Origin of the sequence: Candidatus Dechloromonas phosphoritropha (assembly GCA_016722705.1) — a bacterium.
In the GTDB taxonomy this organism is placed as follows: domain Bacteria; phylum Pseudomonadota; class Gammaproteobacteria; order Burkholderiales; family Rhodocyclaceae; genus Azonexus; species Azonexus phosphoritrophus.
This window is the reverse complement of sequence record JADKGN010000004.1, coordinates 1,124,257-1,148,015: the sequence shown is the minus strand read 5'-3', so window position 1 is coordinate 1,148,015 and position 23,759 is coordinate 1,124,257. Positions and strand designations below refer to the sequence as shown.

General features: G+C 62.8%; 23 protein-coding genes. 10 read left to right on the top strand and 13 right to left on the bottom strand.

Annotation, left to right across the window (positions count from 1 at the left end; all coding sequences use genetic code 11):
* Window positions 1-9: 9 nt before the first annotated feature.
* The gene (locus tag IPP03_11270) at window positions 10-1,227 is read right to left on the bottom strand and encodes an IS256 family transposase (GenBank protein ID MBL0353199.1); all 1,218 of its coding nucleotides are present in this window, start codon (window positions 1,225-1,227) and stop codon (window positions 10-12) included.
* Between the two features lie 57 nt (window positions 1,228-1,284).
* Between IPP03_11270 and IPP03_11265 the strand changes: the two genes are divergently transcribed.
* Entirely contained in the window at window positions 1,285-1,800 is a 516-nt protein-coding gene (locus IPP03_11265; GenBank protein MBL0353198.1) for a hypothetical protein, read from the top strand.
* Entirely contained in the window at window positions 1,800-4,910 is a 3,111-nt protein-coding gene (locus IPP03_11260; GenBank protein ID MBL0353197.1) for a type I restriction endonuclease subunit R, read from the top strand. The genes IPP03_11265 and IPP03_11260 overlap by 1 nt, the downstream gene beginning before the upstream one ends.
* Before the next feature lie 193 nt (window positions 4,911-5,103).
* Here the strand turns inward: IPP03_11260 and IPP03_11255 are convergent, their stop codons facing one another.
* The gene (locus IPP03_11255) at window positions 5,104-6,306 is read right to left on the bottom strand and encodes an ammonium transporter (GenBank protein ID MBL0353196.1); all 1,203 of its coding nucleotides are present in this window, start codon (window positions 6,304-6,306) and stop codon (window positions 5,104-5,106) included.
* A 156-nt stretch (window positions 6,307-6,462) separates the two neighbouring features.
* On the bottom strand, window positions 6,463-7,707 hold the full coding sequence (locus tag IPP03_11250; GenBank protein MBL0353195.1) for a murein transglycosylase A: 1,245 nt from the start codon (window positions 7,705-7,707) through the stop codon (window positions 6,463-6,465).
* Between the two features lie 47 nt (window positions 7,708-7,754).
* Between IPP03_11250 and IPP03_11245 the strand changes: the two genes are divergently transcribed.
* Window positions 7,755-8,645: an ATP-binding protein gene (locus IPP03_11245; GenBank protein ID MBL0353194.1), complete on the top strand. Its 891-nt coding sequence runs from the start codon at window positions 7,755-7,757 to the stop codon at window positions 8,643-8,645.
* Window positions 8,642-9,586, top strand: a complete 945-nt coding sequence (locus tag IPP03_11240) for a Nudix family hydrolase (GenBank protein MBL0353193.1) — start codon at window positions 8,642-8,644, stop codon at window positions 9,584-9,586. Before IPP03_11245 ends, IPP03_11240 begins: the two co-directional genes overlap by 4 nt.
* A gap of 10 nt (window positions 9,587-9,596) precedes the next feature.
* On the opposite strand, the gene IPP03_11235 is transcribed toward IPP03_11240, so the two are convergent.
* The 5 genes from IPP03_11235 to IPP03_11215 all read right to left on the bottom strand — a co-directional run bounded on the left by IPP03_11235 (window position 9,597) and on the right by IPP03_11215 (window position 13,277).
* Window positions 9,597-9,800 carry a DNA gyrase inhibitor YacG gene (locus IPP03_11235; GenBank protein ID MBL0353192.1) on the bottom strand — a complete coding sequence of 68 codons (204 nt, stop codon included), beginning with the start codon at window positions 9,798-9,800 and terminating at the stop codon, window positions 9,597-9,599.
* Complete coding sequence (zapD, locus tag IPP03_11230; protein MBL0353191.1) at window positions 9,797-10,555, bottom strand: cell division protein ZapD; 759 nt, start codon at window positions 10,553-10,555, stop codon at window positions 9,797-9,799. Before zapD ends, IPP03_11235 begins: the two co-directional genes overlap by 4 nt.
* Before the next feature lie 61 nt (window positions 10,556-10,616).
* Window positions 10,617-11,240: a dephospho-CoA kinase gene (locus IPP03_11225; protein ID MBL0353190.1), complete on the bottom strand. Its 624-nt coding sequence runs from the start codon at window positions 11,238-11,240 to the stop codon at window positions 10,617-10,619.
* Entirely contained in the window at window positions 11,237-11,908 is a 672-nt protein-coding gene (locus tag IPP03_11220; protein ID MBL0353189.1) for an SPOR domain-containing protein, read from the bottom strand. Before IPP03_11220 ends, IPP03_11225 begins: the two co-directional genes overlap by 4 nt.
* Window positions 11,909-11,912: 4 nt before the next feature.
* Window positions 11,913-13,277 (bottom strand): TrpB-like pyridoxal phosphate-dependent enzyme, encoded by a 1,365-nt coding sequence (locus IPP03_11215; protein MBL0353188.1) that lies wholly within the window; start codon window positions 13,275-13,277, stop codon window positions 11,913-11,915.
* A 169-nt stretch (window positions 13,278-13,446) separates the two neighbouring features.
* Between IPP03_11215 and IPP03_11210 the strand changes: the two genes are divergently transcribed.
* On the top strand, window positions 13,447-14,025 hold the full coding sequence (locus tag IPP03_11210) for a DOMON-like domain-containing protein (protein ID MBL0353187.1): 579 nt from the start codon (window positions 13,447-13,449) through the stop codon (window positions 14,023-14,025).
* Window positions 14,022-15,236 (top strand): DUF1343 domain-containing protein, encoded by a 1,215-nt coding sequence (locus IPP03_11205; GenBank protein ID MBL0353186.1) that lies wholly within the window; start codon window positions 14,022-14,024, stop codon window positions 15,234-15,236. Before IPP03_11210 ends, IPP03_11205 begins: the two co-directional genes overlap by 4 nt.
* A gap of 19 nt (window positions 15,237-15,255) precedes the next feature.
* Here the strand turns inward: IPP03_11205 and IPP03_11200 are convergent, their stop codons facing one another.
* The 5 genes from IPP03_11200 to ftsY form a co-directional block, all read right to left on the bottom strand.
* A complete protein-coding gene (locus IPP03_11200) occupies window positions 15,256-15,657 on the bottom strand; it encodes a DUF995 domain-containing protein (GenBank protein MBL0353185.1) in 402 nt (133 codons plus the stop codon).
* 153 nt (window positions 15,658-15,810) lie between these two features.
* On the bottom strand, window positions 15,811-17,427 hold the full coding sequence (locus tag IPP03_11195) for an FAD-dependent oxidoreductase (GenBank protein MBL0353184.1): 1,617 nt from the start codon (window positions 17,425-17,427) through the stop codon (window positions 15,811-15,813).
* A complete protein-coding gene (locus IPP03_11190) occupies window positions 17,420-18,319 on the bottom strand; it encodes an ABC transporter permease (GenBank protein MBL0353183.1) in 900 nt (299 codons plus the stop codon). The genes IPP03_11195 and IPP03_11190 overlap by 8 nt, the downstream gene beginning before the upstream one ends.
* Window positions 18,316-18,966, bottom strand: a complete 651-nt coding sequence (locus tag IPP03_11185) for an ATP-binding cassette domain-containing protein (protein MBL0353182.1) — start codon at window positions 18,964-18,966, stop codon at window positions 18,316-18,318. Before IPP03_11185 ends, IPP03_11190 begins: the two co-directional genes overlap by 4 nt.
* Entirely contained in the window at window positions 18,963-19,946 is a 984-nt protein-coding gene (ftsY, locus tag IPP03_11180; GenBank protein ID MBL0353181.1) for a signal recognition particle-docking protein FtsY, read from the bottom strand. The genes IPP03_11185 and ftsY overlap by 4 nt, the downstream gene beginning before the upstream one ends.
* A gap of 108 nt (window positions 19,947-20,054) precedes the next feature.
* Here ftsY and IPP03_11175 point away from each other — a divergent pair, with 108 nt between their 5' ends.
* From IPP03_11175 to coaD, 4 genes are read left to right on the top strand one after another with little or no spacing between them, the layout of a single operon-like run.
* Entirely contained in the window at window positions 20,055-21,416 is a 1,362-nt protein-coding gene (locus IPP03_11175) for an insulinase family protein (protein ID MBL0353180.1), read from the top strand.
* A gap of 16 nt (window positions 21,417-21,432) precedes the next feature.
* Entirely contained in the window at window positions 21,433-22,722 is a 1,290-nt protein-coding gene (locus IPP03_11170; GenBank protein ID MBL0353179.1) for an insulinase family protein, read from the top strand.
* Window positions 22,719-23,261: a 16S rRNA (guanine(966)-N(2))-methyltransferase RsmD gene (gene rsmD, locus IPP03_11165; GenBank protein MBL0353178.1), complete on the top strand. Its 543-nt coding sequence runs from the start codon at window positions 22,719-22,721 to the stop codon at window positions 23,259-23,261. Before IPP03_11170 ends, rsmD begins: the two co-directional genes overlap by 4 nt.
* Entirely contained in the window at window positions 23,258-23,755 is a 498-nt protein-coding gene (gene coaD / locus IPP03_11160) for a pantetheine-phosphate adenylyltransferase (protein MBL0353177.1), read from the top strand. The genes rsmD and coaD overlap by 4 nt, the downstream gene beginning before the upstream one ends.
* The last annotated feature ends 4 nt before the right edge of the window (window positions 23,756-23,759 follow it).

Here is a 23,759-nt window from a genome sequence, read left to right as displayed (position 1 = left end):
GAATGGTTTTCAGCTAGCGAGGGCAACAACGTTGTTGCCCTCGCTAGCTGCGGCGCGGGAAGCCGCCCACTCCTTGAATTCATCCATGTCGAGGTACTTCCGTTCCTGCCAAGCCTCGTTCTGTTCGGCCAGCAGAGCGCCGATCAGGCGCAAGGCGGACTCGTCGTTGGGGAAGATGCGGATCACGCGCTCCCGCCGGCGAATTTCCTCGTTGAGCCGCTCCTGCATGTTCGTTGTGCGTAGCCGCTTGCGATACTTCTCGGGCAAGACCATTACCGCCATGGCATCCTCGAATCCTGCTTCGAGGCAGGCCACCGCTTTGGGGGCGCTCTTGGCGAAGCGCTCGGTGAATTCCGCCAGGCGGCGCTTGGCCTCGACCAAATCGGGCGCCTGCAGCACGAGCTTGACGGCAGCTGCCACCTCGGCGCGGTGGCGGGTGTTGCATTGGCCCAGAATGTTGCGCATCAGATGCACCTGACAGCGTTGCCAGCTGGCCCCCTGAAAGTGCCGCGCTGCCGCTTCACGCAGGCCGCCGTGGTCGTCCGAGATGATGAACTGCGTGCCCTTGAGGCCGCGCCCTCTGAGCCAGCGGAAGGTCTCGTCCCAGGTGGCGAAGCTCTCGGTGTCGCCGATCCGCACGCCCAGAATCTCCCGGAAGCCATCGGAGCGGATGCCTGAGACGGTCAGCACGGCACGCGAAACCACACGATCTTCTTGCCGACTCTTGATGAACAGGGCATCGACCAGCACGAAGGGATACTCGCCGTCCAGCCGCCGTTCGTTGAACGCGCTGACCCGCGGTTCCAGTCCGGCGCACAGTGCGCTCACCATCGATTTGGAGAAGCTGGCGCCGCACAGCTCTTCGGTGATCGCCGAGACCTTGCGCGTCGAGACACCGTGCACGACCATTTCCATGAGCGCCAGAACGAAGGCCTGCTCGCTCCGCTGGTAGCGCTTGAAGATGTCCGTCGAAAAGCTGCCGTCCCGCGTCTGCGGCACCAGCAGCGTCACCGGCCCAACCCGCGTGTAAAGGGTGCGTGGCCGGTAGCCGTTGCGATAGCCGGCCCGTTCGTCCGTGCGCTCGTGCCGCGTCGCCCCCAGCGTTTCCGTCACCTGCGCCTCCAGTACTTGATTGAGCACCGCTTCCACCAGTTTCGCCAGCCCGTCCTGCCCGTTTAAAAGCCCTGGCAGCAAGTCCGTTCCTACGCTAACCTCATACCCAGTCATCGCTTCTCTCCTTCGGTTATCGATCGTCTCGCAACGTCAGTTTACCGAATCGAAGCGGTGGCTACCTGCCACCCGATTTACAGCAGTTTAGGGACTCAATCCCTTCTGCCTGAGTCGTTTGAAACCTATCAAATCGTCAGACCCGCTGACATCGTTTTCCGGCTTACGGACCTCCAAAACGATAAGCGCAGCTTGCGAACGGCCATTGTCAAAGAACTTGGCATCATCACGTCAGCCTACCTTGCAGCAAAACCAACAGGCATACAGGCCCATTATTTAAGCTATTTGCTGCGCGCTTACGATGTCACAAAAGTGTTTTATTCGATGGGCGGCGGCTTACGGCAGTCCATGAAATTTGCTGACATCAAGCGGCTTCCAACTCTTGTTCCTCCTGTTGCCGAACAAACCGCCATCGCCACCTTCCTCGACCGCGAAACGGCGAAGATTGACGGGCTGATTGCCGAGCAGGAAAAGCTTATCGCCCTGCTCAAAGAACGCCGCTCCGCCCTGATTTCCGCCGCCGTCACCGGCAAAATCGACGTTCGCCACCTTGCCGAAGCCGAGGCTGCCTGATGTATAACCTGCACCAGGAACACCATTTCGAAGCCGCCATCTGCAACCACCTCAGTCAGAATGGCTGGCTCTACGCCGAAGGCGATGCCGCCCATTACGACAAGCACAACGCCCTGTTCCCGCCCGACCTGCTGGCCTGGATTGAAACCAGCCAGCCGGAAAGCTGGCAGGCACTGTCCAAGACCCACGGCGCCAGCCTGCCCAAGGTTCTCGCCGAGCGGGTGCGCAAATGCCTCAATGAGCAAGGCACGCTGGAAGTGCTGCGCCGGGGCGTCGAAATGGTCGGCCTCAAGAAGCCGCTGTCGCTGGTGCAGTTCAAACCAGCGCTCGGCATCAACCCGGCCATTCAGCAGGCTTATGCCGCCAACCGCCTGCGTGTCGTGCGTCAGGTGCATCATTCCCTGAACAATGCCAAGGACGCCCTCGACCTGTCGCTGTTCGTCAATGGCATTCCAGTCGCCACCGCCGAACTGAAGTCCGACTTCACCCAGAGCGTCGGCGATGCCGTTGACCAGTACCGCTTCGACCGTAACCCGGCCCTCAAGGGCGGGCTGGCCGAACCGCTGCTCTCTTTCCCGGGCGGGGCGCTGGTGCACTTTGCCGTCAGCCAGTCCGAAGTGATGATGAGCACGCGGCTGGCCGGTACGGCGACACGCTTCCTGCCCTTCAACCGGGGCAACGCCGGTGGCGCCGGCAATGCGCCCAACCCATTCGGTTTTGCTACCTACTACCTGTGGGAAGAAGTCTGGCTGCGCGATAGCTGGCTGGAAATCCTCGGCCGCTACCTCATCGGCCAGCGCAACGACAAGAAGCAACTGACCAGCGTCATCTTCCCCCGTTACCACCAGCTCGACGCCACCCGTAAACTGGTCGCCGACGTGTTGGAGAACGGTACCGGCCAGCGTTACCTGATTCAGCATTCGGCAGGCTCCGGCAAGACCAACTCGATTGCCTGGACTGCCCACTTCCTGGCCGACCTGCACGACGCCGGGAACCAGAAGCTATTCGACAGCGTGCTGGTGGTCTCCGACCGCAATGTGCTGGATGCCCAGTTGCAGGAAGCGATTTTCGACTTCCAGCGGACAAAAGGGGTGGTTGCTACGGTCAACGATGAAAATGGCAGCAAAAGCAGCCAGTTGTCGCTGGCCTTGAAGGACGGCAAGAAAATCATCGTCTGCACCATCCAGACCTTCCCCTTTGCCCTGAAGGCGGTGCAGGAACTGTCGGCCACCGAAGGCAAGCGCTTTGCCGTTATCGCCGATGAAGCCCATAGCTCGCAAACCGGCGAGGCGGCCGCCAAGCTCAAGCAGTTGCTCTCCGCCGAAGAAATGGCCGAATTGCAGGACGGCGGTGAAATCGACACCGAAACCCTGCTTGCCTTGCAAATGTCGGCCAAGGCGGCACAGGACAAGAACCTGACCTACATCGCCTTCACCGCGACACCCAAGCAGAAGACGCTGGAACTGTTCGGCCGCAAGGATGCCGACGGCCTGCCGCAGGCCTTCCACGTCTATTCGATGCGCCAGGCCATCGAAGAGGAATTCATTCTCGACGTGCTGAAGAACTACACGACCTACAAGCTCGCCTTCAAACTGGCCAACAACGGCCAGGAATTCGACGAAACCCAGGTTACCAAGAGCGAAGCACTCAAGGGCATCATGCAATGGGTTCGCCTGCACCCCTACAACATCAGCCAGAAGGTACAGACGGTCGTCGAGCACTTCCGCGAGAACGTGCAGCCACTACTGAATGGCAAGGCCAAGGCGATGATTGTCGTCAGCAGCCGCAAGGAAGCGGTGCGCTGGCAGAAGGCGATTGCCGGCTACATCCAGAAGCAGAACTACAAGCTCGGCGTGCTGGTCGCCTTCTCGGGTGAAATCACTGACCCCGAGAGCTACACGGAGCCGGTCAGCGAGCACAGCAAGCTGCTCAACCCCGGACTCAAGGGCGATATCCGCGAATCCTTCAAGGCACCGGATTATCACCTGCTGCTGGTGGCCAACAAGTTCCAGACCGGGTTCGACCAGCCGCTGCTGTGCGGCATGTATGTCGACAAGCGTCTGGGCGGTGTTCAGGCGGTGCAGACGTTATCCCGCCTCAACCGTGCCTATCCCGGCAAGGACACGACTTACATCCTCGACTTCGTGAACGAGGCCGAGGACGTGCTGGCCGCCTTCAAGACCTACTACGAAACGGCGCAACTGGAAGCGACCACCGACCCGCATCTGGTCTTTGACCTGCGGGCCAAGCTTGATGCCAGTGGTTTTTACGACACGTTCGAGGTCGACCGTGTCGCTCAAGTCGAAATGGACCCCAAGGGTACCCAGGCCCAACTGAGTCAGGCATTGGCCCCGGTTGCCGACCGCCTGCTGAAACGCTACAAGGCTGCGCAGAACGACAAGGCAATTGCCGACGCCAACAAGGACGAGAACGCCAGCCAGGCCGCCAAGGATGCGATGGCGGTGCTGGTCCTGTTCAAGGGTGACATGGGCGCCTTCAACCGCCTGTATGCCTTCCTGTCGCAGATATTCGACTACGGCAATACCGACATCGAGAAGCGCTTCATCTTCTACAAGCGGCTGATACCGCTGCTCGAATTTGGCCGTGAACGCGAAGCCGTCGACCTGTCCAAGGTCGTGCTGACCCACCATACGCTGCGCGACAAGGGGCAACAGGCGCTGAACCTGAAGGATGGGGAGACGCCAAAGCTGGAACCGATGACGGATACCGGCAGCGGCTCGGTCCAGGAAAAGGAAAAGGCCCTGCTCGCCGAAATCATCGAGAAGGTGAATGGGCTGTTCGAGGGTGAGCTGTCCGACAACGACCAATTGGTCTATGTGAATGGTGTCATCAAGGGCAAGCTGCTGGAGAACGATACCCTTGTCCAGCAGGCGGCCAACAACTCGAAGGAACAGTTCGCCAATTCACCTGACCTGTCACAAGCCATCTTGCACGCCATCATGGATGCCCTGGATGCCCATACGACGATGAGCAGCCAGGCGCTGAATTCGCAGAAGATTCAGGACGGTTTGAAGGACACCCTTTTGGGGCCGGCGCAGTTGTATGAGGCGCTACGGGCGCGCACTCAACCGTCGACCGCACCCCTGTAACAACCCAGAGAAATAAAAGGGGCTTTCGGCCCTTTTCCAGGTCTGCCCGACTGACTTAAGGAAACGCTGATTTATTCCAGAGTTGTCATTCCGGCGAAGGCCGGAATCCAGGAAAATCAACGATTTGGACCCCGGCCTTCGCCGGGGTGACGAATAAATCAGCGTTTCCTTAATTGTTTCCTATCGACAGTGCTTACCAGTTCGGCTCGCGCTCCGGAGTAGACGTTATCTTATGGATGGCGAGGTCGGCACCCCGGAATTCGTCTTCTTGGTCGAGGCGCAGGCCAAGCACCGCTTTCAGCGAGCCATAGACGAGCAGGCTACCAATCATGGCGACAACGATCGCCATGCCGGTCATGATCAGTTGCGGCATGAAGGCAATTCCGCCGGCGCCGCCCAGAGCCTTGCTGCCGAAGATGCCGGCGGCGATGCCGCCCCAGGCGCCGCACAGGCCGTGCAGCGGCCAGACGCCAAGTACGTCGTCGATTTTCCAGCGGTTCTGGGTCAGCGTGAACATGAAGACGAACAGGCCCCCGGCGATGCCACCGACGGCCAGCGCCCCAATCGGGTGCATCAGGTCGGAACCGGCGCAGACCGCGATCAGACCGGCGAGAGGGCCGTTGTGCACGAAGCCGGGGTCGTTCTTGCCGAACAGCAGCGCTCCAAGGGTGCCGCCGGCCATCGCCATCAGCGAATTGAGGGCGACGAGGCCGGAGATCTTGTCGAGCGTCTGGGCGCTCATGACGTTGAATCCGAACCAGCCGACGGTCAAAATCCAGGCGCCGAGGGCGAGGAAGGGAATCGACGACGGTGGGTGGGCGGAAATCCGGCCGTCCTTGCTATAACGCCCGTAGCGGGCGCCGAGCAGCAGCACCGCAGGCAACGCAATCCAGCCGCCCATGGCATGGACGACGATGGAACCGGCAAAGTCGTGGAATTCCGCGCCGAAGCTCGCTTTCAGCCAAGCCTGGATGCCAAAAGCATGGTTCCAGGCGATGCCCTCAAAAAAGGGATAGACGAAGCCGACGAGCAGGAAGGTGGCGATCAATTGCGGATAGAATTTGGCGCGCTCGGCGATGCCGCCGGATACGATGGCCGGAATGGCCGCGGCGAAGGTCAGCAGGAAGAAGAAGCGGGTCAGCTCGAAGCCGTTTTTCTCCATCAGCGTATCGACACCGGTGAAGAAGTGGATGCCGTAGGCGATGCCATAGCCGATAAAGAAATACGCTACGGTCGACACCGCAAAATCGGTCAAAATCTTGACCAGCGCATTGACCTGGTTCTTCTTGCGCACGGTGCCGACTTCGAGAAAGGCGAAACCGGCGTGCATGGCGAGCACCATGATGGCGCCCAACAGGATGAAGAGGACGTTGCCGCCCGATTGAACTGCTTCCATGGAACCCCCGACGAATTGATCGGAGGTTATAAGCAAGCACCATTCCAGTGCGCAAATAATGTTGAAAATCAGTGCATTGCATCCAGATGCACGCCCCGGTTCGCACTGCTTTGGTGCACCGCCTGATCGGTGCGCTTCGCAACGGTGCGGATTCTCCTATTTCGCGGCTGCCTCGGGCGGCAGTAGCACCCACATTCGCCCTGCTTGCTTCATCCGCCCCGCCTGCTCCCCAGCTTCCTTGCCGAAGCCCCAGAAGAAGTCGGCACGCACCGCGCCCTTGATCGCGCTGCCGGTGTCCTGTGCCAGCATCAGACGATTGAGCGGTTTGGTCGAATTGGGACGCGTCGTCGCCAGAAATACCGGCACGCCCAGCGGTACTGACCGCGGGTCGACGGCGATGCTGCGCTCGGCGCTCAGCGGCACGCCCAGCGCGCCGACCGGGCCACCATTGCTGTTCGGCGCTTCGCGGAAAAAGACATAGCTCGGGTTTGAATTCAGCAATTCGTCCAGGCGCCCGGGGTTGGCCCGCGCCCACGCCTGGATGCCCTGCATCGATGCCTCCTCGAGTTTCAGTTCGCCACGATCGACCAGCACACGGCCGATCGATTGATACGGATAGCCGTTCTGGTCGGCGTAGTTGAGGCGGACCGTCGTGCCGTCCGGCAGCCCGACGCGCCCGGAGCCCTGCACCTGCAGAAAGAAGAGTTCAATGGGATCGTCCACATAGAGCAGTGTGCGTGCCGGCACCTTGTCGCCACGCGCGACGATCTCGGCGCGCGACCAGTAGGGCAGGATCTTTTTGCCTTCGAGCCGGCCGCGCACCCGCTTGTCTTTCAGTTCCGGAAAGACGTTCCCAAGATCGATGGTCAATAGGTCGTCCGGGACGCCGCGTACCGGCTGCTCATAGCCCTTGGCACGCACCCGGCTGCCACGCAGCAGCGGTTCGTAGTAGCCAGTGACGAGCCCTGTCGCATTGCCGTCGGCCGCCTGAATCGCATACGGCTTGAGCTGACTCTCGAAGAAACGTCGTGGATCATGGCCCGGCTTGCCGTCGGCCGCCCGCGCCAGATCGCAGACGCGCTTCCAGTTCGGGCCGTGCGGCTTGCCGGCGATGCCACGGCAACTCGCAATGAAGGCAGGCCAGGCAGCAGCCTGATCATCTTCGCTCCAGCCGGGGAGATCAGACCATTTCGCCGGCTGCAGCGTTCGCGCGAAGGGACCCGCCGGAGGCGGCGTCGGAACTGGCGCCGGACGCGGCGGGATCGGGCCGGATACCACCGGCGGGCAAGCCACACACGCGGGGCACGGTTTGCATTCCTGGGGCGTTTCGCTGGGCGGTGTTCCCGCGCATGCGGCAAGGAATAACGAGGCAAGAAGCGCTGTGGTTTGGATTTTTCGCATGGGTTTCGTTAGAGTTCGCAAATTCACCGCGAAGTATAAACTCCACCATGCCCAACATCCCGCAACTCGAACGCCTCCTGAGCCGAGCCGAAGCTGTCCTCGGCCAGATCGAAGCCAGCCTCCCGCCGGCTAACTCGCCACCCGACTGGGAGACCGCGATCGCCCTCCGCTGGCGCGCGCGCAACGGGCGCGGCTGGCTGCAGGCGGTGCGTCATCCACATCCGATCCGCCTCGCCGACCTCACCAACATCAACGATCAGAAGACACGCGTCGTTGCCAACACACGCCAGTTCGTCGCCGGCCAGCCGGCCAACAACGTGCTGCTCACCGGCACGCGCGGCTCGGGCAAATCCTCGCTGGTCAAGGCCGTGCTGAATGAGTTCTCCGGCAAGGGGCTGCGCCTGATCGAAGTAGACAAGGACGATCTGGTCGACCTGCCGGATATCGTCGATCTGCTCGAGGGCCGCCCCGAGCGCTTCATCATCTTCTGTGACGACCTCTCGTTCGAGGCGGGTGAATCGGCGTACAAGGCGCTGAAGTCGATCCTCGACGGCTCGATTGCCGCCCCACCGGACAACGTCCTGATCTACGCGACGTCGAACCGCCGCCACCTGATGCCCGAGTACTTCGCCGAGAATCTCGATACCACCCGCGTCAATGACGAGATTCACCCCGGCGAGGCAACCGAGGAGAAGATTTCGCTTTCGGAGCGCTTCGGCCTGTGGATTTCGTTCTACCCGTTCAGCCAGGACGACTACCTGGATATCGTCAAGCACTGGCTGCGCCATTTCGGGGTCAGCGCGGGCAGGATCGCCAGTTGCGAGCGCGACGCGTTGAACTGGGCGCTCGGCCGCGGTTCACGCAGCGGCCGTGTCGCCTGGCAATTCGCCCGCGACCTCGCCGGCCACGAAAAGTCGGCGCGGAAAAAGTCGAAGTGAACGCGGTCATCGAGGTTGCCGCCGCCGTTATATTGCGTGCGGATGGCAGCGAGTTCCTCCTCGCCCAGCGCCCGGCGGATAAGGTTTATGCCGGCTACTGGGAGTTTCCCGGTGGCAAGGTCGAGCCCGGCGAAACGGTGCGCGCGGCGCTTGTCCGCGAGCTGCGCGAGGAACTCGGCATTTCGGTCAGAGCCTGTTCGCCGTGGCTGACCCGCGTCTTCACCTACCCGCACGCGACCGTCCGCCTGCACTTCTGGCGCGTTACCGCCTGGGATGGCGAAATCGGCATCACGGCGCCGCTCGAACATAGCGCGGTCGACTGGCAAAAATGCGGAAAACCGGTCAGCGTGACGCCGATCCTGCCAGCCAATGAGACTATCCTCAAGGCGCTGGCACTGCCAACGGCGATGGCCATCACGATGGGCGAGAGCGAAGGCGTCGAGCGCCAGCTCGAACGGCTGGAAGAGGCTCTGGACACGGGCCTGCGCTTGATCCAGGTGCGTGACAAGGGCTGGCTTTTCGCCCAGCGCCTGTGGTTTGCCGAAGCGGTCAGGCGTATCGCCGGGCAGCGCGGCGCGCTGGTGCTGATCAACGACGACGAAGACATCGCCCGGCGCATCGGCGCGGACGGGTTGCACCTGTCATCGGCGGGCCTGGCCGCGAGCATGCGGCGACCGGATTTCACCTGGGTCGGCGCCTCCTGTCACGGCGCGGACGAACTGCGCCGGGCTGCTGAACTGGGCCTCGACTACGCGCTGCTCGGCCCAGTGCTGCCAACGCCAACGCATCCCGAAGCAACAGGTCTTGGCTGGGCCGAGTTCGCGCGGCTGATCACCGGTACTCCGCTACCGGTGTTCGCGCTCGGCGGGATGAAAAACGGAATGCTTGCCATCGGTCAGGAGCATGGTGCGCATGGCATCGCGCTCATGCGCGGCTGGTAGCGCCATTGATTCAGGCGCTGGCACCAGCGTCGGGCACTTCGCTGCCTGGTTCGCTCTTCTCATCCTGGACCGGGATCCGGTAGGAATCGGATGCCCAGCAGCCGAGGTCGATCTGCTTGCAGCGTTCCGAACAGAAGGGTCGCCACGGATTTTCTGGCGCCCAGATGGATTCCCCGCCGCACTGCGGGCAGCGCACCTTGCGTACGGCCGTCAAAGGTTACAGAAGGTCAGCGCAAAGGGCACGTCGCGCTCGGTAATCTTGGCCTTGAGTTCGCCGGCGGGCGGGCGGGTGAAGCGGATATTGAGGAAATACTTGTTGGCGCTCACTTCCGGCACCGCAGGCTCTTCGATACCGATATCGACGCGCACCATCTGCGCCGCCGTACCGCCCAGATTGAGCTGGAACTGGCCGTTGACCGCAGTGTGCTGCTTCAGCCGTCCACTCGAGCGCAGCAGGCGCAAAACGATGGTGGTCGCGTCGCGCAGTGGCAGCAAGGGCCTGGTCCACTTGAAGATCCCCTCGCGCCTGATTCCGGGCGACCGGTGCAGCCACCAGTGATAGGACGGCAGATCGAACTCGCAGACGCCGCCGGGGATTGCGGCTCGGCTCTTGATGCTCATCAGCCAGTCATTTTCGCGCAGGTACTGACCGATCTTGCCCGCCATGGAAAGCAGGGCGGCCGAAGACGACTCGATCTCGTACAAGGCTCCCGAGAGAGCCTCTTCGGAAATTTCCGGATTGTTGCGAAAGGCCAGCAGGGTCTGGCGCTGGCGCTCGAGTTCCTGGATGAGGTCCATTTTGAGGTCGGCGCGACCTGCGGTTTCAACAATTTCAAACAGGGTGACGAGCGCCGTGTGATGCTCCAGTTGCCCGTCGCTCTCGGTGAAGTACGCCGTCTTTTCGAATAGATCCTCGAGTCGCAGCAATGTGCGGATGCGCTCGTTGAAGGGATATTCGTAGGTTATCACGCGGCTTGGGGCTTTGAAGAACGGGGAATTACCCTAATTCTGAGTCATTTGCAGCCAAATCTCAACACTTTACTTGAGCTTTCTGCGACGAAAGGTCCAGATAGCGCTGGTGCAGATTGGCAACCCGCACCTTGAGGGTGATGAGATCGCTGTCGTTGGCAAGCACGTCGTCAGCGACCGCCAGACGTTGCTCACGCGAAGCCTGGGTCGCCAGGATGGCGCGGACTTCCCCCTCCGCAAGCCCGTTGCGCGCGATGACACGGCTGATTTGCAGGCTTTCCGGGCAGTCGACCACGACAATGCGGTCGCAGCGTTCGCGATAGGTTCCGGACTCGACCAGAAGCGGGACGGCCAGAATCACGTAGGGCGAAACTGCCCTGCGACAGCGTTCGCCGGCGAGTTCGCGAATCATCGGATGCAGGATCCCCTCCAGCCGAAGCCGGACCGCCGGGTCGGCAAAGGCCCGCCGGCGCATTCGGCTCCGGTCGAGGGAGCCATCGACGGCTGCGACGTCTCGACCGAACTCGGCGCGCAATGCCGGCATTGCGGCACCGTCGGTGGTGGTCAGTTCGTGGGCGACGGCATCGGTATCGACGACATCGATACCATGAGTGGCGAAACAATCGGCAGCGGCGCTCTTGCCGCTGCCGATTCCCCCGGTCAGTCCGACGACGAAATTGCTCACTTGCAGGTCTGCGCCGTTGATTTCTTGACGATACTCGTGGCGAAGTCCTGGACTTCATCCTTCTTCGCCAGCGGCACGCGTGCCTCGACCTCGAAATGCGGTTCCCTGCCCGGACGCGGCATGAGCCTGGCCGACTTGATCCCCTTGGCCCTCAATTCCGCGAGACGATCCTGCACGCTTTTCTCGGTCGAGAATACCCCCAGCGAAATGGCAAACTGGTTGGAACCGGCTTCCTGGACAATGAACAGGTCTTTGACACCGAGTTCCTTCATCTCGGCAACCTTCCGCTCCGCCTCGGCCTTGCCGCCCTGAGGCGGCACAATCACCCAAGCGCCGGCCCCCTCGGCCGCGACGGCGCGGCGTTCGACCCGGACGCCAGCGAACTTCTCCACCAACGCCGACGCCAGTTGATCAGCCTCGGCAGCCGGCAGATGTTCCCAGAGCAGGCACAACTCCTCTGGCTCCGCACGCGCTGCATCGGCATACCGCCTTTCGCCGTTTCCCTTGGCCGGCGGCTTCTCTCCATACCCGACAATGCGCACGCGATCGGCCGCCAGCTGCTGCCCGACACGACCGGCATCCGGGCTCTCGGGGCGGCCGAAATAGCCGCCGGCAAACGCATAGAGCAGCAGGTTGGCGAGAATCAGCAGGAAGACAGGAACTCTCAAGCGCTCAACCAACCTTGGGCAGGTGCTTCAAGGATTCGCTGATGGCCTCAACCGGATACTCGTAGTCCTCGAGTTTGCCGGACAGGTAGCGGTCGTAGGAAGCCATGTCGAAATGACCGTGGCCGGTCAGGTTGAACAGGATGGTCTTGGCCTCGCCAGTCGCCTTGCAGCGCAGCGCCTCGTCGATCGCGGCACGGATGCCGTGGCAGGATTCTGGCGCCGGGATGATGCCTTCAGCGCGGGCAAACTGCACGCCAGCCTCGAAGGTACCAACCTGCGGCACGGCCAGCGCCTCGATCACGCCTTCGTGCAGCAGTTGCGAAAGCAGCGGCGAAGCGCCGTGGTAGCGCAGACCGCCGGCGTGGATGCCGGGTGGCATGAAGTCGTGACCAAGCGTATACATTTGCATGATCGGCGTGTAGCCGGACACGTCGCCGTAATCGTAGGCGTAGGCGCCCTTGGTCAACGTCGGACAGGAAGTCGGCTCGACCGCGACGCAGCGCAGGTTAGCCGCGCGCTTGTCGCCGGCCGCCTTGTCGGCGAGGAAAGGGAAAGCAATGCCGCCGAAGCTGGAACCGCCGCCGCAGGGGCCGAAGATCACATCCGGGTAGAGGCCGATTTTCTCGAACTGCTTCTTGGCCTCCTGGCCGATCACCGTCTGGTGCAGCAGCACGTGATTGAGCACCGAACCGAGCGTGTAGCAGGTGCCAAGTTCGGCTGCTGCCTCCTCGACTGCTTCCGAAATCGCCAGGCCGAGCGAGCCCTCGTTGTTCGGATCGGCAGCCAGCGCGGCGCGACCGGCGTTGGTCAGATTGGACGGGCTGGCGAAGACTTCGGCGCCCCAGGTCTGCATCATCGAGCGGCGGAAAGGCTTCTGTTCGTAGCTGACCTTGACCATGAAGACGCGCACCGGCAGGCCGAACATCTGGCCGGCAAAGGCGATCGACGAGCCCCATTGGCCGGCGCCGGTTTCCGTGGTCAGCCGCTTGGTGCCGGCGAGCTTGTTGAAATAGGCCTGCGGTACGGCCGAATTCGGCTTGTGCGAACCGGCCGGCGACACGCCTTCGTACTTGTAGAACAGCTTGGCCGGCGTCCCGAGCGCCTGTTCCAGGCGCAGCGCCCGGCAAAGCGGAGATGGCCGCCAGAGGCCGTAAATCTGGCGCACTTCCTCGGGGATCACGATCCAGCGCTCAGCCGACATCTCCTGCTCGAGGATCGGCATCGGGAAAATTGCATTCATCTGCTCTGGTGTTACGACGCTGCCATCCGGCGCCAGCGGCGGCGCCGGCGGATTGGTCAGGTCGGCCGCCACGTTGTACCAGTGGGTGGGGATTTCTTCCGGTTCGAGGTTGATGCGCAGCGGTATCATTTTTTCTCTCCCTGATCTGTGGACCGCAAAGGCGGTAAATTACCGCAAAAGACCTCGGTGACCAAGGGCAAGCCGGCGATTTAGCTGGTTTTGAAGGGCAAGCGTGCCCGTAGAGAGTGCTCTCGGTATGCGGCGGTCGGCGGCCCGAACAGGTAAAGTACCGCCTGCGATGCCTACCTGCCCCAAACCGACTTTGCCCGCCGCCATGAAACACTCGCTGTATTGCCATCCTGCGGGCCCTTGCGCGTTCGTCCAGACCGTTGAAGCCAGCGCGCGGCTGGCTGAAAGCGGTGGCCTGGCGGTCAGTTATCGTCTTTTCGGTGATCCCGGCAACATCCGCATTCCCGAACCCGCGCCGCCGGCAGCCGCCGACGAGTTGTGGCGACACACCTGCCTCGAAGCATTCATTGCCACGGCCGACGGGATGGATTACCGCGAATTCAATTTCTCTCCGTCGGGGCAATGGGCAAACTATCGCTTTACCGGCTGCCGCGCGCGCGATTTTTCCTTCATTCCGCCCGCTGCGCCGCAATCCACGTTCCGGCGTTTCGCTGACGGCTTTCAACTCGACGCTCTGCTTGCCCCCGAACTGCTGCCGCCTGGTGCCATTTTCGACATCGGGCTGAGCGCCGTCATCGAAGCCGGCGACGGCGGCAAAAGCTACTGGGCGCTGACCCACTGCGCGCCGCAGCCCGATTTCCATCTCCGTCAGAGCTTTTCGCTGACGCTGCAAAGACCCACGCCATGACCCGTCCCATCCGCTTCGGCATCGACCGCCTGCTGACCGAACCCGCCCTGCGCCGCCCGCTGGCCGGCAAGCGCATCGCCCTGCTTGCCCACCCGGCCTCGGTGACCGCTGACCTTACCCACTCGCTTGACGCACTGGCTGCCCTGCCCGACCTCAAGCTGAGCGCCGCCTTCGGCCCGCAGCACGGGCTGCGCGGAGACAAGCAGGACAACATGGTCGAATCGCCGGACTTCCTCGACCCGCAGCATGGGATCCCGGTCTTCAGCCTCTACGGCAAAGTACGTCGGCCGAGCGCCGCGATGATGGACACTTTCGACGTGCTGCTCGTCGATCTGCAGGACCTCGGCTGCCGCATCTACACTTTCATCACCACGCTGCGCTACGTTCTGGAAGTTGCCGCTGAACATGGAAAAACCGTCTGGGTCCTCGACCGCCCGAACCCGGCTGGGCGCCCGGTCGAAGGCCTGACCCTGCGCGATGGCTGGGAGAGCTTTGTCGGCGCCGGCGCCATGCCGATGCGCCACGGCCTGACCATGGGCGAACTCGGGCAATGGTTCATCAGCACACTCAAGCTGGATGTCGACTACCGTGTCATCGAAATGCAGGGCTGGCAGCCCGCTGCCGCGCCCGGCTATGGCTGGCCGCTCGGCGAGCGCACCTGGATCAACCCGAGCCCGAACGCCCCCAACCTGTCGATGGCCCGCGCCTACGCCGGTACCGTGATGCTCGAAGGCACGACATTGAGCGAAGGGCGCGGCACGACCCGCCCGCTGGAAATCTTCGGCGCCCCGGACCTCGACGCCCACGCCGTGCTCGCCGAAATGCAGGCGTTCGCGCCGCACTGGCTCACGGGTTGCAAACTGCGCGAAATCTGGTTCGAGCCGACTTTCCACAAGCACGCCGGCAAGCTGTGCAACGGCTTACAGATTCACGTCGACGACCCCGCCTACGACCACGCCACCTTCCGTCCCTGGCGCCTGCAGGCGCTCGCCTTCAAGGCCATCCGCCGCCTGTATCCGGATTACCCGCTGTGGCGCGATTTCGCCTACGAATACGAGCATGACCGGCTGGCCATCGACCTGATCAACGGCTCGCCGCTGCTGCGCGAATGGGTGGACAGCGTCAACTCCGGCAGCGACCAGCTTGACGCAACGGTGACGCCCGATGAGACTGCCTGGAACACCATGCGGGGAAACCTTCTGCTCTACTGAAGACAGGAAGTGGTGTCGCTCACTTGCTGAATTTGATCTTCCGGGCTGGATCGACGGAATTCAGGTAATAGCCGCCATCGGCGCCCTTGATGATAAAAGCGCACCACTTCTCGGGTTCGCGCTTCTGCCAATCGAACTCGACGCAGTATTTCCCTCCGTCATTGATCAACCACGTTCCGGGCCTCGTAACGGATTGTTGCCCCAACGCGTTCCCATACTTCTTGTTGTCTGTGGTCACCATGAAAGACCCGTCCGCGTCGTTCTTCCAGCGCCGCAGGCTGCCGGACTTCGTGACATGTTCCACCGTCGCCCCGGTTACCAGGGTCTTCAGCTCCTCTCCCGAGAACCTCGTGCCATCTTCGTCCGCAACCGCGGCGAACGACGCGACGGCTGCAAGCAGCAACCAAACGATCTTGCGCATAGCCCATCCCCTCTATCGGACCAGATTCGATTTCCGGAGCAACTTCCGACCAGTCGCAACGGACGCGGCACCCGGCCATGAAAATATCAGCCGCAGCGCTGTCGATTGTAATCAGGCCGCTCCCGATCAACAACCAGGTTGGGGCCAGCTAAATCAGGAGCCACCCTTGTCCGCCGATAAGAGAATGCGTTCCGCTGCTCGCACTCCACGATACTGCGCCTCCTCGAACAGCGAAAATCCGGAAAGATCGGCATGCGCCAGAGCGATGCGCGGATGGCGGAAATTGACCAGTTTTTCGCGTTGACCGCCCCACAGGCTGCCAGGGGTCGGGCGGCGCATGGCGTGGCCATTGCGGAAGATGTCGAGGCGGGTGGTCAGCTTGCGGATGTTGGGGTGCACCCGTTCGAGTTCGCCGAGGATGCCCTCGGCCCAGGTTGCGCGCGGCCTTTCGAGCAGCAGGCGGCGGCCTTCGGTGGGCGTGACCTCGCTCAAGGCGCGGTAGTAGGTGAAGACGGTTCCCGACAGATGCCTGCGGATCAACTGGTGGGTCGCCACCACGTAGCCGAGACCGGGGCTATCGTAAAGCACGCTGTCCCAGGCCGGCGGCGCGCCATGGCGTTCTTCCGGGAAATCGGATAAATGCAAGTTGGCGGTCAGCCACGGCGCGTAGTCGCCGGCCAGCGCCGCCGCCTTCAGTTCGTCCGGCAACCCAGGCCAAACGCGCGGGAGGAGGAAGGCGGGCGCCGCCCAGATCACTTGCCGCGCTTCGATGCGCACTGCTTTTGCGCCAAAAAGGACGTCGACCGCAACATTCGCTTTTCCTTCCCCGATGCGCCAGACTAGAGCGTCGGTCAGGATGCGCCCCTCGGCATGCCGGGCCAGACCACGCACCAGCCAGGCATTGCCTTCCGGTGCCGTGAGCACTACGTCATTGGCAGCATTGGCCGCCGCGCCGGTGCGGCAGGCGAAGTAGTGCAGACCGGCCCAGGCCGAGGTCTGGTCGCTGGCGGTGCCGTAATCGTCGCGCGTCGCGTAGTTGGCCAGCCAGAGCACGCTGGGCGCGGTGAAGCCATTTTCCTTCAGCCAGCGAGCGAACGGAATGCGGTCGAGCGCCAGCCATTCGGGATCGCGGCTGGAGAATTCCATCGGAATAGCGAAGAGACGCCGGCCATCCTTGCCGCGCGAATTTTTCAGTTCGTCCATGCGTTCCTGGAAGCGGCGCTGTTGCTCGCGTTCGCCGGCATCGACGCCACGATGCGGCAGTAGGCCATCGTCCCACAGGCCGTTGCGGAAAACGCGTTCCTGCGGCGTCGCGCACAGGAAGCGCTCCTCGTAAGTCGGCCTGGCGGCGCCAGGGTCACCGTGCAGTACGCCAAGTTCGGCGAGCAGCTCGCGTACGTGAGCCGCTTCTTGCGTCGGCAGCGGCAGGTAATGGGCGCCCCACGGATAAGCGACGAGCGGACTCTGCCCGGCCCGTGAATTACCGCCCGGTTCGCTTTCCATGTCGAGGACCAGAAAATCATCGACCCCGGCCTGCGCCAGTTTCCAGGCAGCCGACAGCCCGGAAACGCCGCCGCCGACGATCACGACACCCGTCCGGCGGGTTTCGCTGGGCGCTGGAAAGCCGCTGCCGCGCAGCCGATGGCCCAGCACATGGTTCATGCCGAGCAGCTCGCCGGGCGGCAGCGGCGGCTTGCCGGCTGGCGCGCAACCGGCGAGGGTGGCGGCGCCGACCGCACGCAGGAAATCGCGGCGGCTGGTGCTAGTCAAACTTTCGCAGCGAGAGGCTGACCGACAGTTGCGCTCCCAGCCAGCCGAGGACAGCGCCGATCCCCGCCAGTGCGGCAACCTCAGCGGGAACGGGCAGACGCAGGGCGAAGCTGGTGCCATAAAGCGCTGCCAGTTCGCCGGCCGGCCCCGCCAGCAGCCTCAACGCACCGACGACCAGGGCGGCGGCAAGCAGTCCGCCGAGCACGCCCTGCAGGGCGCCGAAATAATAAAAGGGACGGCGGATGAAGGTGTCGGTCGCGCCGATCATGCGCGCCACCTCGATCTCGGCGGCCTGCGCCATGACCTGCAGGCGGATAGTGTTGAAGGTGACGGCGATCAGGCCGGCGGCGAAGATGCCGGCAAGCATCCACAGGGCGAGCCTCGCGATACGCAGAAAGGCATCGAAGCGCTTGACCCAGGCGGAATCGAGCTGGACATGCGCAACATTGGGCCAGCCGGCGATCTCCTTGCGCAGTATCTCAAGAGCCGCCGGCTCCGTGTTGGTCGGCTCGACGATGAAGGCGTCGGGCAGCGGATTGCGCGGCAGGCTGGCGACGATTTCGGCCATGCCTTCGTTGGCCTGCATGTGTTTCAGCGCCTCTTCCTTCGGCACGAAGCGCCATGTGCCGGTCGCCGCCTGCTTGAGCTGGTTCTCGATTTCGGCGACCTCCTTCCTGCTGGCATCGAGGCTCATGAACAGGCTGATCTGCTGCACGCCTGAAATGTTGCGCCCGAGATCGCGCAGGTTGTCGAGCAGCACGTAGCCGAAGGCGGGCAGAGTCAGGACGATCCCCATGACAAGCAGCGAAAGCAGGGTATTGAGCGGCGCCGACCACAAGCGACGGAAGGCCGAAGCCAGCGCCGCCCCATGCTGCGACAGCCAGGCGTTCACGAGAGCCTCCCGTGATCGAGGCACAGGACATTCGGGTGATAACGCTCGATCCAGTGCTGATCGTGGGTAGCGACGACGACCGTGACGCCGACCCGGTGAAAGTCGGCGAAAATCCCTATGATGTCGTTTGCCGAATCGATGTCGAGGTTGCCGGTCGGCTCGTCGGCGAGGACAACCGCCGGGCGGTTGACGACGGCGCGGGCGATCGCCAGGCGCTGTTGCTCACCGCCGGAGAGCGCGATCGGCATCGCCTTTTCGCGTGCCAGCAGGCCAACCTTGTCAAGCGCGGCCTGGGCGCGGCGGATTGCCTTCCGCCGCGACAGCCCGACGATCTGCAGCGGCAGCATGACGTTATTGAGCGCGCTGCGGTCGAACAGCAGTTTCTGGTCCTGGAAGACCATGCCGAAATGCCGGCGCAGGTAGGGAATGGCGCTGCGTCGCAAGGCCGACAGGTTCTGGCCATTGACCACGAGGCTTCCCGAGGTCGGGAGCTCGATGGCGGCAATCAGCTTGACCAGCGTCGACTTGCCGGCGCCGGAATGGCCGGTGATGAGGACCATCTGCCCGTCCTCGATGGTGAAGCTCACATCCTTGATGGCCTCGTAGCCGCCCGGATAACGCTTGCCGAGTTGGCTGGCGACAATCATTCGAACAGCGCGTCGACGAAGTCCCTCGCCGAGAACGGGCGCAGGTCGTCGATCTGCTCACCGACACCGATGAAGCGGATCGGCTTCGGGCACTCGTGAGCGATCCCCATGACGACGCCGCCCTTGGCGCTGCCGTCGAGCTTGGTCAGGACCAGCCCGCTGACACGGATGGCCTTGTCGAACGCCCTGACCTGCTGCAACGCGTTCTGCCCGATGTTGGCGTCGAGCACCAGCAGTGTCTCGTGGGGAGCGGTCGGATCGATCTTCTGGATGACGCGCCGCACCTTGGCGATTTCTTCCATCAGGTGCAGTTGCGTCGGCAGGCGCCCTGCCGTGTCGGCCAGCACGATATCGATGCCGCGCGCCTTGGCGGCCAGGATGGCATCGAAGACGACAGCCGCCGGATCGCCCTTGTCCTGGGCGATGACCGCCACGTTGTTGCGCCGCCCCCAGGTTTCCAGTTGCTCACGGGCGGCGGCGCGGAAAGTGTCGCCGGCGGCGAGCAGCACGCTCTTGCCCTGGTTCTGGTAATACTTGGCCAGCTTGCCGATCGAGGTCGTCTTGCCGGCCCCGTTGACGCCGGCGATCATGATCACGAACGGCTTGTGGCCGCTGACATCGAGGGGCTTCTCGAGCGGCTTCAGGGTTGCGCTGAGAATATTGGCGAGCGCCCTCTGGATGCCTTCCGGCGTATCGAGCTTGTCGTACTCGGCGGCAATCTTCAGATCGTCGAGCAGGCGCATGGTTGCCTCGATCCCGACGTCGCTGGTCAGCAGCAGGGTTTCCAGTTCCTCGAGAAACTGGTCGTCGACCTTGCCGCGCGAGAAGATGGTCTTGAGCCTTCCGCCCCATTGGGCGCGCGTCTTGGCGAGGCCCTTAAACAGACGCTCACGCCATTTGGGTGTGGCGACTGTGTCGGCGGGAGCGGCTGGAGTGGCGGGTGCCGCTTCGCTTTCGGATTTCTTGACGAAACTGAACATGAGAATTGTGGTCTGAAGCCAAGCTGACAGGCAGGTGGCAAACCGATAAGATGCCGCCTGGATGAATATGATTTTCCTTGTTGATTCTAGCAGAAAGCCCAGTTACCCATGCGTATGCGTCACCTCTTCACCTTTGTTCTGCTGCTCCCCGGACTATTCACCGCAGCCCTGGCCAATCCATTCGAAACGACGCTCAGCAACGGCCTGCGCGTCATCGTCAAGGAAGACCACCGCGCCCCGACCGTCGCCCAGATGGTCTGGTACCGCATTGGCAGCATGGACGAGGTCGACGGCGCCTCAGGCGTCGCCCATGTGCTTGAACACATGATGTTCAAGGGTACGCCGAGCGTCGGCCCCGGCGAGTTCAACAAGCGTGTCGCCGCTGCCGGCGGGCGCGACAACGCCTTCACCAGCCGCGACTACACCGCCTACTTCCAGCAGGTACCAAAGGAAAAGCTGGCCGAGATGATGCAGCTCGAAGCCGACCGCATGCGCCATCTGAACGTCGACCCCAAGGAATTTGCGCAGGAGATCAAGGTGGTCATGGAAGAGCGCCGCATGCGTACCGACGACAACCCGCAGGCGCGCCTGTTTGAACAGATGAATGCCGTCGCTTTCCAGGTCCATCCCTATCGGCGCCCGATCATCGGCTGGATGAGTGATCTCGAGAGCATGAGCGCCGCCGACGCCAAGGCCTGGTACGACATGTGGTACGTACCGAACAACGCCTTCCTGCTGGTCGTCGGCGATGTCGATCACAAAGAAGTTTTCGCGCTGGCCGAGAAATACTACGGCGTTCTCGAAGGACGCCCGCTACCGCCGCGCAAGACACTGACCGAGCCGGTCCAGGATGGCACGCGCCAGGTCACGGTCAAGGCACCGGCCGAACTGCCGGTCTTGGTCATGGGCTACAAGGCGCCGGTCCTGCGCGATGTCGACAAGGACAGCGATCCCTACGCGCTGCAGATGCTGGCTGCCATCCTCGATGGCCACGACGCCGCGCGCTTCAACAAGAAGCTGGTGCGCGAGGACAAGGTGGCACTGTCGGTCGGCATCGACTATGACAACAGCGCGCGCGGTCCGGGCATGATCTACCTCTATGGCAGTCCGTCGGCGGGCAAGACTATCGCCGACCTGCAAGCCGCGTTGCGCGCCGAAATCAAACGCATCCAGCAGGACGGTGTCAGCGAGCCGGAACTCAAGCGCGCCCGCGCACAACTGGTCGCTGCACAGGTCTACAAGCTTGACTCGATGTTCGGCCAGGCGATGGAAATCGGCCAGGCTGAATCGGCCGGCATTCCGTACCAGAAGCTTGACCGCATGCTGGAAAAGTTACAGCAGGTCAGCGCCGCCGAAGTGCAGGCGGCGGCGAAAAAATATTTCATCGACGACACGCTGACCATCGGTATCCTCGATCCGCAACCGCTCGACCGCAAGCCGCGCACCGCTGCCGTCGCCTCACGCCACTAGGACAAGAAAAATCCCCATGAAAAAGCTGTTGACCGCAATCGTCGTCCTGCTCGCGGCAAATTCCGCGCTGGCCGGAATCAAGATCGAAAACTGGGTGACGCCGAGCGGTGCCCGCGTCTATTTCGTTGAAAGCCATGCTCTGCCCATCCTCGACGTGCAGGTCGATTTCGCCGCTGGCTCGATGTTTGACCCGCCGGGCAAATCCGGCACCGCGTCGCTGACCTGCGGCGCGCTCGATCTCGGCGCCGGCAAGCTCGACGAGACGGCGATCGCCGAGGAGATGGCCGACATCGGCGCCGCGCTGGGCGGCAGCACCGACACCGACCGCGCCAGTCTCTCCGTCCGCACGCTGTCGGCTCCGGAAAAGCGCGACGTCGCCCTCGCCGTACTGCGCAACGTGCTCCAGGCCCCGCGCTTCGACGCGGCGATTTTCGAGCGCGAGAAGGCGCGCACTATCCTGGCGCTCAAGGAGGCGATGACCCGCCCCGACAGCATCGCCAGCAAGGCGTTCTGGGCAGCAATGTACCCGGACCACCCCTACGGCCGGCAAGCGACGCCGGAATCGGTCGCCAGCCTGAACCGCGACGACCTCGTGGCCTTCCATGCCCGCTATTTCACGGCAGCCAATGCCAGCATTGCGCTGGTCGGCGACATCAGCCGCAGCGAGGCGGAAAAGATCGCCGAAGCGATTGCCGCCGGGCTGCCGAAGGGTACAGCCGCCACGCTGCCGCCGGCGCCCAAAATCGCTCCCGGCAAGACGGTCAAACTCGAGCACCCGGCCACCCAGGCGCACATCCATATCGGCCTGCCGGCGATCGAGCGCGGCAATCCGGATTTCTTCCCGCTGATGGTCGGCAACTATTCGCTCGGCGGCGGCGGCTTCGTTTCGCGGTTGATGAAGGAAGTGCGCGACAAGCGCGGTTACGCCTACAGCGTTTCCAGTTATTTCAACCCGTTGCGCCAGACCGGGCCGTTCCAGATCAGCCTGCAGACCAAGCGCTCGCAGGCGAAAGACGCGATCGCGGTGACCCGCGACGTGCTCGACGGCTTCCTGAAGCAAGGGCCGACCGAGGAAGAACTGGCAGCGGCGATCGCCAACCTGACCGGCAGCTTCCCGCTGCGCCTCGACAGCAACAAGAAGATTCTCGCCAATGTTGCCGTGATCGGCTTCTACGGCCTGCCGCTCGACTACCTCGACCACTATCAGGAAAATGTTCGGGCCGTTACGGTCGACGCCGTAAAACAGGCATTTTCGCGCCATATTCGGCCCGCAGACCTGATGACCGTGACGGTCGCCGCCGATTGAATTCGCTGCGCATCATCGGCGGCCGCTACCGGCGCCGGGTCTTGCGCTTTCATGACAGCGAGGGCCTGCGCCCGACGCCGGACCGGGTGCGTGAAACGCTGTTTAACTGGCTTGGCCAGGCACTCGACGGCGAGCATTGCCTCGATCTGTTCGCCGGCAGCGGTGCGCTGGGCTTCGAGGCGGCATCGCGCGGCGCGGCGCGGGTGGTCATGATCGAAGCGGCGGCGAAGGTCCTGGCGGCCCTGAACGAATCGGCAAAAATGCTCGGCAACCCGCCCGAAGTGGAGATCAGGCGCGCGGATGCGCTACAATATCTGTCCTCGACGAAGTCAAAATTTGATCTCGTCTTCCTCGATCCACCTTTCAAAAAAGGCTGGATCGGCCGCTTGGAGCCGCTTCTTTCCGGCGTTGCGAACGAAGATGCCGCGATCTACATCGAGGCGGAACATGAAATCGAGGCACTGGGCGATTGGCGCACGGTGCGTCACGGCAAGGCTGGCGAAGTCCACTTTCAGTTAATGCGGCGGAAAGCAGTTTGAGCAAACTCAATCATCGTGTAGCGATTTACCCGGGCACTTTCGACCCGATCACCCGCGGCCACGAAGACCTGGTCCGCCGGGCGGCCACACTTTTCGACAGGCTGGTCCTGGCGATCGCCGAGAGCCCGTCCAAGCAACCGCGCTTTCCGCTTGCCGACCGTGTCGAAATGGCGGTGGAAGTCCTAGGCGACCTGGATAACGTCGAGATCATCGGCTTCAACACGCTGCTCATGCACTTTGTGCACGAACAGGGCGCCAAGGTCATCGTCCGCGGCCTGCGCGCGGTCTCGGACTTCGAATACGAATTTCAGATGGCCGGAATGAACCGCAGCGTCTATCCCGAGGTCGAAACAGTATTCCTGACCCCGGGCGAGCAGCACATGTTCATCTCGGCATCCATGGTGCGTGAGATCGCGCGCCTCGGCGGCGACGTCAGCAAATTTGTGCAACCTTGTGTAGATAAACGCCTACGGGCAACAGCTTCAGTTAACTGAAAGG

Excerpts from the sequence above, each read along its gene's own strand:
- IPP03_11270 (MBL0353199.1), bottom strand. The coding sequence starts at position 1,227 with ATGACTGGGTATGAGGTTAGCGTAGGAACGGACTTGCTGCCAGGGCTT.
- IPP03_11260 (MBL0353197.1), top strand. The coding sequence starts at position 1,800 with ATGTATAACCTGCACCAGGAACACCATTTCGAAGCCGCCATCTGCAAC.
- IPP03_11255 (MBL0353196.1), bottom strand. The coding sequence starts at position 6,306 with ATGGAAGCAGTTCAATCGGGCGGCAACGTCCTCTTCATCCTGTTGGGC.
- IPP03_11250 (MBL0353195.1), bottom strand. The coding sequence starts at position 7,707 with ATGCGAAAAATCCAAACCACAGCGCTTCTTGCCTCGTTATTCCTTGCC.
- IPP03_11245 (MBL0353194.1), top strand. The coding sequence starts at position 7,755 with ATGCCCAACATCCCGCAACTCGAACGCCTCCTGAGCCGAGCCGAAGCT.
- IPP03_11215 (MBL0353188.1), bottom strand. The coding sequence starts at position 13,277 with ATGATACCGCTGCGCATCAACCTCGAACCGGAAGAAATCCCCACCCAC.
- IPP03_11210 (MBL0353187.1), top strand. The coding sequence starts at position 13,447 with ATGCCTACCTGCCCCAAACCGACTTTGCCCGCCGCCATGAAACACTCG.
- IPP03_11205 (MBL0353186.1), top strand. The coding sequence starts at position 14,022 with ATGACCCGTCCCATCCGCTTCGGCATCGACCGCCTGCTGACCGAACCC.
- IPP03_11200 (MBL0353185.1), bottom strand. The coding sequence starts at position 15,657 with ATGCGCAAGATCGTTTGGTTGCTGCTTGCAGCCGTCGCGTCGTTCGCC.
- IPP03_11185 (MBL0353182.1), bottom strand. The coding sequence starts at position 18,966 with ATGATTGTCGCCAGCCAACTCGGCAAGCGTTATCCGGGCGGCTACGAG.
- ftsY (MBL0353181.1), bottom strand. The coding sequence starts at position 19,946 with ATGTTCAGTTTCGTCAAGAAATCCGAAAGCGAAGCGGCACCCGCCACT.
- IPP03_11175 (MBL0353180.1), top strand. The coding sequence starts at position 20,055 with ATGCGTATGCGTCACCTCTTCACCTTTGTTCTGCTGCTCCCCGGACTA.
- IPP03_11170 (MBL0353179.1), top strand. The coding sequence starts at position 21,433 with ATGAAAAAGCTGTTGACCGCAATCGTCGTCCTGCTCGCGGCAAATTCC.